Annotated in this window: 10 protein-coding genes; 4 read left to right on the forward strand and 6 right to left on the reverse strand. The window is 64.4% G+C overall.

All coding sequences use genetic code 11. The features are described from left to right. Positions 1-173 precede the first annotated feature (173 nt). The 3 genes from DFS21_RS25415 to DFS21_RS25425 form a co-directional block, all read right to left on the reverse strand. Entirely contained in the window at positions 174-2984 is a 2811-nt protein-coding gene (locus tag DFS21_RS25415) for an FAD-binding and (Fe-S)-binding domain-containing protein (RefSeq protein ID WP_111533403.1), read from the reverse strand. A 71-nt stretch (positions 2985-3055) separates the two neighbouring features. Beyond that, positions 3056-4201 (reverse strand): FMN-dependent L-lactate dehydrogenase LldD, encoded by a 1146-nt coding sequence (gene lldD, locus DFS21_RS25420; protein ID WP_102683180.1) that lies wholly within the window; start codon positions 4199-4201, stop codon positions 3056-3058. Between the two features lie 63 nt (positions 4202-4264). Continuing rightward, a complete protein-coding gene (locus DFS21_RS25425; protein WP_102683181.1) occupies positions 4265-5935 on the reverse strand; it encodes a lactate permease LctP family transporter in 1671 nt (556 codons plus the stop codon). Positions 5936-6195: 260 nt separating this feature from the next. Between DFS21_RS25425 and DFS21_RS25430 the strand changes: the two genes are divergently transcribed. Next, complete coding sequence (locus DFS21_RS25430) at positions 6196-6963, forward strand: FCD domain-containing protein (RefSeq protein WP_102683182.1); 768 nt, start codon at positions 6196-6198, stop codon at positions 6961-6963. 118 nt (positions 6964-7081) lie between these two features. On the opposite strand, the gene smpB is transcribed toward DFS21_RS25430, so the two are convergent. After that, positions 7082-7564, reverse strand: a complete 483-nt coding sequence (smpB, locus tag DFS21_RS25435; protein WP_023629355.1) for an SsrA-binding protein SmpB — start codon at positions 7562-7564, stop codon at positions 7082-7084. Between the two features lie 161 nt (positions 7565-7725). Between smpB and DFS21_RS25440 the strand changes: the two genes are divergently transcribed. Continuing rightward, positions 7726-8160 carry a type II toxin-antitoxin system RatA family toxin gene (locus tag DFS21_RS25440; RefSeq protein WP_046854056.1) on the forward strand — a complete coding sequence of 145 codons (435 nt, stop codon included), beginning with the start codon at positions 7726-7728 and terminating at the stop codon, positions 8158-8160. 88 nt (positions 8161-8248) lie between these two features. On the opposite strand, the gene DFS21_RS25445 is transcribed toward DFS21_RS25440, so the two are convergent. Then, a complete protein-coding gene (locus DFS21_RS25445; RefSeq protein ID WP_110701759.1) occupies positions 8249-8767 on the reverse strand; it encodes an outer membrane protein assembly factor BamE in 519 nt (172 codons plus the stop codon). Positions 8768-8864: 97 nt separating this feature from the next. Here DFS21_RS25445 and fur point away from each other — a divergent pair, with 97 nt between their 5' ends. Beyond that, entirely contained in the window at positions 8865-9269 is a 405-nt protein-coding gene (gene fur, locus DFS21_RS25450; RefSeq protein WP_110701757.1) for a ferric iron uptake transcriptional regulator, read from the forward strand. An 82-nt stretch (positions 9270-9351) separates the two neighbouring features. Here fur and recN read toward each other — a convergent pair whose 3' ends face one another. Then, entirely contained in the window at positions 9352-11025 is a 1674-nt protein-coding gene (recN, locus tag DFS21_RS25455; protein ID WP_110701755.1) for a DNA repair protein RecN, read from the reverse strand. A gap of 182 nt (positions 11026-11207) precedes the next feature. Between recN and grpE the strand changes: the two genes are divergently transcribed. Beyond that, complete coding sequence (gene grpE, locus DFS21_RS25460; RefSeq protein ID WP_050706997.1) at positions 11208-11762, forward strand: nucleotide exchange factor GrpE; 555 nt, start codon at positions 11208-11210, stop codon at positions 11760-11762. Positions 11763-11809: the final 47 nt, after the last annotated feature.

The following is an 11809-nucleotide window of genomic DNA, read 5'->3' on the forward strand; positions in this document are numbered from 1 at the left end:
CGCCAGCGACTCCATCTGGAGGGAGTCGCTGGCGAAGCTATGTCTGAAAGGATCTTTCTAAAAAAATCCCCTCAAGACAGTTGCTCCCACAGGATGGCACATTGCTTTGGGCTAGCGCGGTCGGGGTGGGAGCCGGCTTGCCGGCGAGAGGCCGGTGCGAGAAAGCCCTGCCCTCAGAGACTGCGCGCCCGCGTCACCCGGTCTACCAGGTAGACCAGCCCGTGATAGTCGATGCCACTGTGGCTCGACAGGCCGATCTCGCAGGTGCGGCTGGTGGAGATCCCCTCGCTGCAGTACTGCACCGCGTCCTTGAGCGTGCGCAGCGAATGGGCGTTGAGCTCCGGTGTGGTGAAGCCCTTGTCGCCGGCGAAGCCGCAGCAATGAATGCCTTCGGGGATCACCACCTGCTTGCTGCAGCGCCGCGCCAGGTCGATCAGCGCCTGGCTTTCGCCCAGGTGCTGGGTGCTGCAGGTCACGTGTACCGCCACGGGCTCGTCCTGGGGGGTGAACTCCAGCTTGTCGACCAGGTGGGTGCGGATGAAGCGTACCGGATCGTACAGGTCCAATCGCGATTCGCCCAGGTCCTGGACCAGGCGCAGGGTGCAGGGGCTGGTGTCGCAGTAGATCGGGTCAAGGCCGCCACGGCTGGCGTGCAGCAGCGCGGTGATCAGTTCCTGTCGCTTGTGCTCGGCCTGCTCGGGGTAGCCCTTGGAGGCGAACGGCTGGCCACAGCACAGGCTGTCGGCGTTGTCCGGGAACACTACCTGGTAGCCGGCCTTCTCTAGCAGAGCACGGGTCTTGTCCAGCAACGAACTCTGCTCGCGGTCGGCATAGGCCGGGCCCATCACCCGCGAAACACAGGCGGCCAGGTAGACCACGCGAGGGCGGGCGTCGTGGCTCGCGGCGCTGAGTTCGACGGCCCGCAGCGGCTGCGGCATGGCGGGAGTCCACTGCGGCAGGCGGCCTTTGCTGGCCTTGCTCAGGCGGGCGCTGAGCCGGCTCATGCGCGGGGCGCCGAGCAGCTTGCGCGCGCCATTGGCGGCGGCCAGCGTGAAGCGCGCGCCGCGCAGGGTGGCGTGGAAATGTTCGGCCAGCCAGTCGGCGGCCTTGCCGTGCTCGGCCGCCTGCCCGCGCAGCTTCTTCACCAGCTCACCAGTGTTGATGCCCACCGGGCAGCGCTGGGCGCACAGGCCTGTGGCGGCGCAGGTGTCGATGCCCTGGTACTGGTAGGTGCGCAGCAGTTCGCGGGTATCAACGCCGGCGCGTTTCTTCGCCTGGATGTCGCGCCACATGACGATGCGCTGGCGCGGGCTCAAGGTAAGCCCTTTCGACGGACATACCGGCTCGCAGAAACCGCACTCGATGCACTTGTCGACGATCTCGTCGGCGGCCGGCAGCGGCTTGAGGTTCTTCAGGTGGATGTCGGGGTCCTCGCTCAGCACCACATCGGGGTTGAGTATGCCGTTGGGGTCGAGCAGGCGCTTGAGCTTCCACATCAGCTGGTAGGCGTCATGCCCCCATTCCAGTTCGACGAAGGGCGCCATGTTGCGCCCGGTGCCGTGCTCGGCCTTGAGCGAGCCGCCGAATTCCACTGCCACCAGCTGCGCCACGTCGTCCATGAAGGCCTGGTAGCGCGCCACTTCCTCGGCGCTGTTGAAGCCCTGGGTGAAGACGAAGTGCAGGTTGCCTTCCAGGGCGTGGCCGAAAATGATCGCCTCGTCGTAGCGGTGCTTGTCGAACAGCTGGATCAGGCGGTTGACGCCTTCGGCCAGTTGCTCGATGGGGAAGGTCACGTCCTCGATGATCACCGTGGTGCCGGTCTGGCGCACGGCGCCGACGGCGGGGAAGGTGTCCTTGCGGATCTTCCACAGCTGGTTGTACACCGCCGGGTCTTCGCTGAACGCGACCTTCTGCTCCAGCGGGTAGTCGTCGATGGACGCCATTACCTGCTCGAGTTGCTCGTGCAGCAGGCTCTGGCTGGCCGCGCGACATTCGATCAGCAGGGCGCAGGCGTTGGCCGACAGGTCCTTGACCCACGCCGGCATGCCCGGCATCTCCTGCACCGAGCGCAGGCTGCGACGGTCGAGCAGCTCCACGGCGGAGACGGGCTGGCGCTTGAGCACGGTCACGGCGCGGCAGCAGCTTTCGACGCTGGGGAACACCAGCAGCGCGCTGGCCTTGTGCGGGTGGTCGGGCACGGTGTCGTAGGTGACGGCGCTGATGAAACCCAGGGTCCCCTCGGAGCCGACCAGCAAGTGTTGCAGAATATCGAGCGGCTGGTCGTAGTCCACCAGTGCGTTAAGCGAAAGCCCCGTGGTGTTCTTCAGCCGGTACTTGTGCCGGATGCGCTCAGCCAGCGTGGTGTTGGCGCGGGTCTCGCGGCCAAGGCGGGCCAGTTCGTCCAGCAGGCTGGCGTGGCTTTGCTCGAATGCGGCGACGCTGGCCGGGTCTTCGCTGTCCAGGCGGGTGCCATCGGCCAGCACCAGGCGCAGACCGGCGAGGGTGTGGTAGGTGTTCTGCGCGGTGCCGCAGCACATGCCGCTGGCATTGTTGGCGACGATGCCGCCGATCTTGCAGGCGTTGATCGACGCCGGGTCCGGGCCGATCTTGCGCCCATAGGGGGCCAGCCAGGCATTGGCCTGGGCGCCGATCACGCCGGGCTGCAGGCGGATCTGCTCGCCGTGGTTGCGAATCTCCCGGCCATTCCAGTTGTCGCCGAGCACGATCAGCACCGAGTCGCTGATGGCCTGGCCGGACAGGCTGGTGCCGGCAGCGCGGAAAGTCACCGCTACCCGGTCACGCTGGGCCAGCTGGATCAGCGCGACCACTTCGTCCTCGGACTCCACGCGCAGCACCAGCTTGGGGATCAGCCGGTAGAAGCTGGCGTCGGTGCCGAAGGCCAGGGTCGAAGTCGGGTCGTCGAAGCGGCGCTCGGCGGGGATCAGGCGCTCGGCATCACGCAGGAACGCGGCGGGCAGGCTCATGCAGTCTCCTCGCGGGGCCGCGGCGTCTGGTGCGCGGCGTGCCCCGGGTAATCAGGCGTTGGCGGGCGCGCTCAGGCGCCCAGTTCGCGGACCAGCGAGTCTTTGCTGATCTCGCCGATGGACTTGGCGCCGGTCAGCACCATGGCCACGCGCATTTCTTTCTCGAACAGCTCCAGCAGGTTCTTCACCCCGGCCTCGCCGTGGGTCGCCAGGGCATAGAGGAAGGCGCGGCCGATCAGCACGGTGTCGGCGCCCAGGGCGATCATGCGCACCACATCGAGGCCGCTGCGGATGCCGGAGTCGGCGAGGATCTTGATATCGCCCTTCACCGCGTCGGCGATGGCCGGCAGCGCACGGGCGCTGGACAACACGCCGTCGAGCTGGCGGCCGCCGTGGTTTGAGACGACGATGCCGTCGGCGCCGAACTTGACCGCGTCGCGGGCGTCATCGGCGTCGAGGATGCCCTTGATGATCATCGGGCCGTCCCAGAATTCGCGGATCCACTCCAGGTCTTTCCAGGAGATGGACGGGTCGAAGTTGTTGCCCAGCCAGCCGATGTAGTCGGCAAGGCCCGTGGGGTTGCCGCGGTAGGCGGAGATATTGCCCAGGTCGTGGGGGCGGCCCATCACGCCGACGTCCCAGGCCCATTGCGGGTGGGTCATGGCTTGCAGCACGCGGCGCAGCGGGCCGTTGGCGCCGCTCATGCCGGAGTGGGCGTCGCGATAGCGGGCGCCGGGCACGGGCATGTCGACGGTGAACACCAAGGTCTTCACGCCGGCCGCTTTCGCACGCTCCAAGGCGTTGCGCATGAAGCCGCGGTCTTTCAGGACATACAGCTGGAACCACATTGGCCGGTCGATGGCCGGGGCCACTTCTTCGATCGGGCACACCGATACCGTCGACATCGTGAACGGAATGCCATGGGCCGCCGCTGCGCGTGCCGCCTGCACCTCGCCACGACGGGCGTACATGCCGGTGAGGCCGACCGGGGCCAGGGCCACGGGCATGCTCAGGGTCTCGTCGAACAGTTTTGTCTGCAAGCTCAGCTCGGACATGTTCTTCAGTACGCGCTGGCGCAAGGCGATGCCGGCAAGGTCCGAGACATTGTGGCGCAGGGTGTGCTCGGCGTAGGCGCCGCCGTCGGCGTAGTGGAACAGGAAGGGGGGCAGCTTGCGTTGGGCCGCGGCGCGATAGTCGGTGGAGGCGGAAATGATCATGGATTCTCGCAGCGTGGGTTGAAGGAGATGCCGGGCGCGCAGTGGCGCCCGGGCCCTTTCACTTTAGTGATGAACCAGCATGCCGGTCAGCCAGTAAGCCTGCACCAGGGTGATCAGGCCGACGATGGTGGCGAAGAACAGGCTGTGCTTGACGGTGAAGCGGAACAGGTCGGATTCCTTGCCGACCAGGCCGGTGGCCGCGCAGGCCACGGCGATCGACTGCGGCGAGATCATCTTGCCGGTCACGCCGCCGCTGGTGTTGGCCGCCACCAGCAGGGTGTCGCTGACGCCGATCTGGTGCGCGGTGGTGGCCTGCAGCGAGCTGAACAGGGCGTTGGACGAGGTGTCCGAGCCGGTCAGGAACACGCCCAGCCAGCCGAGGAACGGCGAGAAGAACGGGAACGCCGCGCCTGTGCCGGCCAGCACCAGGGCCATGGTCGAGGACATGCCCGAGTAGTTGGTGACGAAGGCGAAGGCCAGCACCATGCCGATCGACAGGATCGGCCAGCGCAGTTCCCAGAAGGTTTCTTTGAAAGTGGTCAGACCAGTTTTGAAGTTGATCTTCAACACCCACATCGAGATCAGTGCCGATAGGAAGATCGCGGTGCCGGTGGCGGAGATCGGGTCGAGCTTGAACACCGCCGGCATGGCGGTGGGCGCTGTGACGATTGGTGCGGTCTTCACCACCAGTTGGTCGAGGTGCGGGATGGCGAAGTTGAACACGAAGTTGTACATCGCGCCGCCCGGGGCGAAGGCTGCCTTGAATGGTTTCAGGGTCCAGATGGTGACCAGCACGGTGAGGATCAGGAAGGGCGACCAGGCCTTGAAGATCTCGCCAAAGCTGTACGGGCTCGGTTGGCTGCCGCTCGACTGCACGACGGCGGCGCCGACGCTGCCCTTGGCCTCGGCGAACGCGCGCTTGGGTTGCCAGACCTTGAGGAACAGGGTCAGGGCGATCAGGCTGGCCAGGGCCGAGGTGATGTCGGGCAGCTCCGGGCCGATGAAGTTGGAGGTGAAGTACTGGGTGACGGCGAAGCTCAGGCCGGCCACCAGGGCGGCAGGCCAGGTCTCTTTCACGCCGCGCACGCCGTCCATCATGAACACCAGCCAGAACGGCACGAACAGCGACAGCAGCGGCAGCTGGCGTCCGGTCATGGCGCCGATGTGGAAGGCGTCGATGCCGGTTACCTGCCCGGCCACGATGATCGGGATACCCAGGGCGCCAAAGGCCACCGGGGCGGTGTTGGCGATCAGGCACAGGCCGGCGGCATACAGCGGGTTGAAGCCCAGGCCCACCAGCAGCGCGGCGGTGATGGCCACCGGTGCGCCGAAGCCGGCCGCGCCTTCGAGGAAGGCGCCGAAGCAGAAGCCAATCAGCAGCACCTGCAGGCGTTGGTCGTCGGTGATCGACAGCACCGAGCTGCGGATGACCTCGAACTGGCCACTCTTGACCGTGAGTTTGTAGAGGAACACCGCGGCAACGATGATCCAGGCAATTGGCCAGAGGCCATAGAGGAAGCCGTAACCCGCAGCGGCCAGGGCCATGTCGACAGGCATCTGGAAGGCGAAGATCGCCACCAGGATCGACAGCGCCAGGGTGATGCTGCCGGCGACGTGGCCCTTGAGGCGGAACACGGCGAGGGCAAGGAAGAAGAACACGATTGGGATGACCGCCGCCAGCGCGGACAGGCCAAGGCTACCAAGCGGGGTATAGAGTTGTTGCCAGGTTTGCATATGGGGTGGCCCCTAATTGTTGTTGGTCAAGGCACTGGTATTGGATAATTGGTAAGACCAATTTACAATGGCTGGTCGCTAGGTTAAAAGCGCAGCAGCGGGTGTGTCAATTTGTCCTGGGGGAAACTTTGGTCGGACGCCGATGAGCGGGCATCTGAATGGCTGGGAAAAACGCCGCCTGATGGGTGTCGGCGCAAGCCGGATAGGCGCAGAATAGGCGCCCCCGGATTCGCATCCCCGGGGTTCGTGGAGAGCATGTGATGGTTTTTGATCAGGTCCGCCAGCGGCGCCTGTCCGACGACATCGTCGATCGGTTGGAAGGGATGATTCTCGAAGGCACCCTCACCTCGGGTCAGCGCCTGCCGGCCGAGCGCGCCCTGGCCGAGCAGTTCGGCGTGTCGCGCCCGTCGCTGCGCGAGGCGATCCAGAAGTTGGTGGCCAAGGGCTTGCTGGTCAGTCGCCAGGGCGGCGGCAACTATGTGGCCGAGTCATTGGGCTCGACCTTCAGCGACCCCTTGCTGAAACTTCTCGAATCCAGTCCCGAGGCGCAGCGTGACCTGCTGGAGTTTCGTCATACGCTGGAGGCGTCCTGCGCCTACTACGCGGCGCAGCGCGCCACCGAGCCGGATCGCGAGCGGCTGAAGACTGCGTTCGACGCCTTGCAGGACTGCTACAACCGTGTCGGTGAAGTGGACCGGGCGGAGGAGGGCGCGGCGGATGCGCGCTTCCATCTGGCCATTGCCGAGGCCAGCCACAACGCCGTGCTGTTGCACACCATTCGCGGGTTGTTCGACCTGCTCAAGCGCAATGTGGTGACCAACATTGGCGGCATGTACCAGCAACGCACGGAGACCCGCGACATGCTGATCAGCCAGCATCGCGAGTTGTATCTGGCGATTGTCGAGGGGCGCGCGGAGGACGCGCGGGAGGTGTCCAGCCGGCACATCCTGTATGTGCAGGAGGTGCTGCAGGAGGCGCAGCAGCAAGCGCAGCGGGTGGCGCGTGCGGAGCGGCGCAGCGGACGCTGATTCTGGACTTCGTGGGAGCGGGCTTGCCCCGCGATCGCGCTAGCAGGGGCAGCGGTACTGCCTGGCCTGGTGCTATCGCGGGGCAAGCCCGCTCCCACGGGAAAGGTCAGGCCGAGCCCTACTCTTCCTTGCCCTTGTTGCGCATCGTGCGCTGCAGCTCGCGGTTGGAGTCGCGCTCGCGCACGGTATCGCGCTTGTCGAACTCCTTCTTGCCCTTGCCGAGTGCGATCTCGCACTTGATCAGGTGCTTGCTCCAGTACAGCGACATCGCCACGCAGGTGTAGCCCTTCTGCGCCACGGCCGCTTCCAGGCGCTCGAGCTCGCGCTTGTTCAGCAGCAGCTTGCGGGTGCGGATGGGGTCGGCGATGACGTGGGTGCTGGCGGTGTTCAGCGGGGTGATGTGGCTGCCGAACAGCCAGGCTTCTCCATCCTTGAGCAGCACGTAGCTGTCGGTCAGGTGCGCCTTGCCGGCCCGCAGGCTTTTTACTTCCCAGCCGGACAGGACCAGCCCGGCCTCGAACTTGTGTTCGATGAAGTAATCGTGTCGCGCTTTCTTGTTCTGCGCGATGGTCCCGGTCGGATGCTTCTTTTGTTTAGCCATAGGGGCGGCATTATAGGCAGTCGCCGCGTCCTCGGCTACGGGGTTTAGCTGCGCTTGAGCCTGTTGTGTGAATCCCGGACAATGCAACCCACGCTCTGCCGCGCAGAGCCGTTTTCAAGGCGCTGACAAGCGCTGCCGCCCAGTTTGGAAGTGACGCCTGGATGACTACCCATATTCAACGCTCCGCTCTGCTGCCGTACCCTGCCCAGGCGCTCTACGACCTGGTCAACGATGTGGCGAGCTACCCGGAGTTCCTGCCCTGGTGCTCGGCGTCCACGGTGCTCGAGACCAGTGACACGCACATGCGGGCAAGGCTGGAAGTGGCCAAGGGTGGCATGAGCCAGCAGTTCATCACGCGCAATGTGCTGGTGCCGGGGCAGTCGATCGAGATGAACCTGGAGGAGGGGCCGTTCACCCAGTTGCACGGGCTGTGGGTGTTCAAGCCGTTGGGAGAGAAGGCCTGCAAGATCAGCCTCGACCTGTCGTTCGACTACGCAGGTGCCCTGGTGCGGGCCACCTTGGGGCCGCTGTTCAATCAGGCGGCCAACACGATGGTCGATGCCTTCTGCCAGCGGGCCAAGCAGCTCAATGGTTGAGGGCGCGCGTGGCGGGTGAGCAAGCCCCACCATTCATGCAGGCAATAAAAAGCCCGGACAAGATCCGGGCTTTTTAGTATCGGCGCATTTACTGCGGCGAAGTTTCCAGCGGTGCTGGTGTCGGCACCGGAGTGGTCTCGACGTTGTCGATTTCCTTTTGCAGCGAGTCTTCCAGCGAGCCTGGCTTGGCTGGCTTCTCGGGTTGGCTCGGCTGCTTGTCCGGGTTGACCGTGGTGTCACTGCTGCCACCGAGGATTTCCTGGTCGCGGCTGACGCCTGGCATGAAGTCGCCGGAGAGGTTGACCAGTTGATCGTTCTCGTTGAAGAAGATGCTCATGCGCTCTTGCTGGCGCTGGCCGCCGCCAGGCTGCAGGCTGTAGAGATAATCCCAGCGATTGGTGTGGAAGGTGTCCTGCAGCAGGGGGTTGCCCATGATAAACCTTACTTGTCGGCGGGTCATTCCCGGACGCAATTGGTCTATCATGTCCTGCGTGACGACATTGCCCTGCTGGATGTCGATTTTGTAAACCCCGGGAAACGAGCAACCGGCGAGTGCGAGCAGTCCCACTAGGGTGAGGCTGGTTAGCAAGAGCTTGGTGTTTTGCATCGGTGGGCGACTTCCACTATCTTGGCTGGACAACGTAAACCCCGATCATACCCGTATTAAGAGAAGCTGCGAAGCAGCATCGGCGAGAAAGCTGACCATGGTTGAAAATAGCGAATTGCGCAAAGCGGGCCTCAAGGTAACCCTGCCTCGAGTAAAGATTCTTCAGATGCTCGACTCCACCGAGCAGCGTCACATGAGTGCCGAGGATGTGTACAAGGCGCTGATGGAGGCTGGCGAGGATGTCGGTCTGGCGACCGTGTATCGCGTACTGACCCAGTTCGAAGCGGCGGGTCTGGTGGTTCGCCATAACTTCGATGGCGGCCACGCGGTATTCGAGCTGGCTGACGGCGGCCACCACGACCACATGGTCAACGTGGATAGCGGTGAAGTCATCGAGTTCTTCGATGTCGAGATCGAAAAGCGCCAGAAGGAAATCGTTGCCGAGCACGGTTTCGAGCTGGTGGACCACAATCTGGTTCTGTATGTGCGTAAAAAGAAGTAACGATTTATCTCGTTATTGACGACAAAGGCGACCTTCGGGTCGCCTTTGTGCTTTCTGGGGAGCGTGCGTGGGGTGGGCCCGCTCAGGTCTTGCTGGTCACCACCATCTTGCGCGCATGGGCTAGCGACTCCTTGGTGAGGTCGATACCGCCCAGCATCCGCGCCACTTCCTCGACCCGCTCGCGCTTGCCCAGGCTGGCCACGGCGGTATGCGTGGTGTCGCTGTTGCGCACCTTGTGCACGAACAGGTGGTGATGCCCCTGGGCTGCGACCTGTGGCAGGTGGGTCACGGTCAGCACCTGGCCGCGCTCGCCGAGACGGCGAAGCAATTGGCCGACGATCTCGGCAGTCGGGCCGCCGATGCCAACGTCGACTTCGTCGAATACCAAGGTTGGAATGCGTGAGGTCTGTGCGGTGATCACCTGGATCGCCAGGCTGATGCGTGACAGTTCGCCGCCCGAGGCCACTTTGGCCAGGCCCTTGAGTGGCTGGCCCGGGTTGGCACTGACCAGCAGTTCGATCTGCTCCAGGCCATGGGGTGAGAGGTCCGTGCTTTCGAAGGGGGTGAGTTCGATGCAGAAGCGTCCGCCGGGCATGCCCAGGCGTTGGATTTCCTGCTCCACGGCGGTGGCCAGCTGTTTGGCCGCCTGCCGGCGCAGGGTGCTGAGCTCGATGGCCTTCTCTTTATAATGCTGTGCGAAGGCCGCGAGCTCCTCGCCCAGCCGCTCGATCGATTCGTCGCTGGCGTTCAGCCCTTCCAGCTCTTCCATCAGGCGCTGTTGCAGGTGCGGCAGTTCAGTGGGATGCACGCGGTGCTTGCGGGCGAGGGTGTAGATGGTGTCCAGGCGCTCTTCAAGGCTCTGCAGGCGCATCGGGTCGGCGTCGAAGTTGTCGAGGAAGCGGTTGAGTTCGCCGACGGCCTCCTCCACCTGGATCTGCGCGCTGGCAATCAGGTTGACCGCCTCGCCCAGTGCCTTGGGTGCATTGCCTACCGCGCCGAGGCGGTTGAGGCTCATGGTCAGGGCGCTCAGCACGTTGCCTGAATCGCTTTCGCTGCACTGTTCGATGACCTGGCGGCAAATGCCGAAGAGTGCCTCGGCGTTGGTCAGGTTCTTGTGCTCCTGCTCAAGCTGCTCCAGTTCGTTTTCGCCCAGTCCGAGGTTGTCGAGTTCCTCCAGCTGGTAGCTGAGCAACTGGTGGCGCGCCCGCTGCTCGTCGCCGGAGTTGCTCAGGCGCTCCAGCTCCTGGCGCGTCTGGTTCCAGCGCTTGGCGGCCAGCTGCACCTGGCGGGCCAGATCGGTGGCGCCGGCGTACTCGTCCACCAGGCGGCGGTGGGTGTCGGTTTTCAGCAGTGACTGGTGTTCGTGCTGGCTGTGGATATCGATCAGCAGCTCGCCCAGGGCCTTGAGGTCGCCCAGCGGACAAGGGGTGCCATTGATGTAGCCGCGGCTACGGCCCTCGGCGGTGATCACCCGGCGCAGGATGCAGGGGCCGTCGCTTTCCAGGTCGCGCTCGGCGAGCCAGGCGTGCGCCTCGGGGATGTCGACCAGGTCAAACGTGGCGAGGATGTCGGCTTTGTCGGTGCCCGGGCGCACCACGCCGCTGTCGGCGCGGTCGCCCAGGGCCAGGCCGAGGGCATCGAGCATGATCGACTTGCCGGCCCCGGTCTCGCCGGTGATGACGGACATGCCGCGGGCGATCTCGAGGTCGAGGTGTTCGACGATGGCGTAGTTGTGAATGGACAGGTGCACCAGCATGGAGCGGCTCCCGAAGGGTCTTGTCTGGATATTTATACAGTGCTTTTCGCAAGTCTGCCAATAGCCGGTCGATGAATGTGGAAAAGCACCTTCCCCCTTGAACCTGGTTTTTCCGACCCCATATAGCCGGCAAGACATGGCGAGCCTGGCTCGCACGACAGAAATCGTGGAGGAGAAACCCAATGGCTGACGAACAGCTGGATGAGAAGAACCTGAATTCCGAAGAAGCAGGCGCCGCGAATGCCGATGCCCGTGTCCTGGAGCTCGAGGAGCAGCTGGCCGCCGCCAAGGACCAGTCCCTGCGCGCCGCTGCCGACCTGCAGAACATCCGCCGCCGTGCCGAGCAGGATGTCGAGAAGGCCCACAAGTTCGCCCTGGAGAAGTTCGCCGGCGACTTGCTGCCGATCATCGACAGCCTGGAGCGTGGTCTGGAGCTGTCCAGCGCCGACGACGAGACCATCAAGCCGATGCGCGAAGGCATCGAGCTGACCCTGAAGATGTTCCAGGACACCCTCAAGCGCTACAACCTCGAGACCATCGAGCCGCACGGCCAGCCATTCAACGCCGAGCACCACCAGGCGATGGCCATGCAGGAAAGTGCTGATGTCGAGCCGAACAGCGTGCTGAACGTGTTCCAGAAGGGCTACCTGCTCAATGGCCGCCTGCTGCGCCCCGCCATGGTGGTGGTCAGCAAGGCGCCGAGTGCCCCGCAGCCTTCGATCAACGAAAAGGCTTGAAATCTTTTCGGACACCCCCATCTAGGTGTCAAGCCTTCAAGTATTAG

It is taken from the genome of Pseudomonas sp. 2848, from assembly GCF_003253945.1.
In the GTDB taxonomy this organism is placed as follows: Bacteria; Pseudomonadota; Gammaproteobacteria; order Pseudomonadales; family Pseudomonadaceae; genus Aquipseudomonas.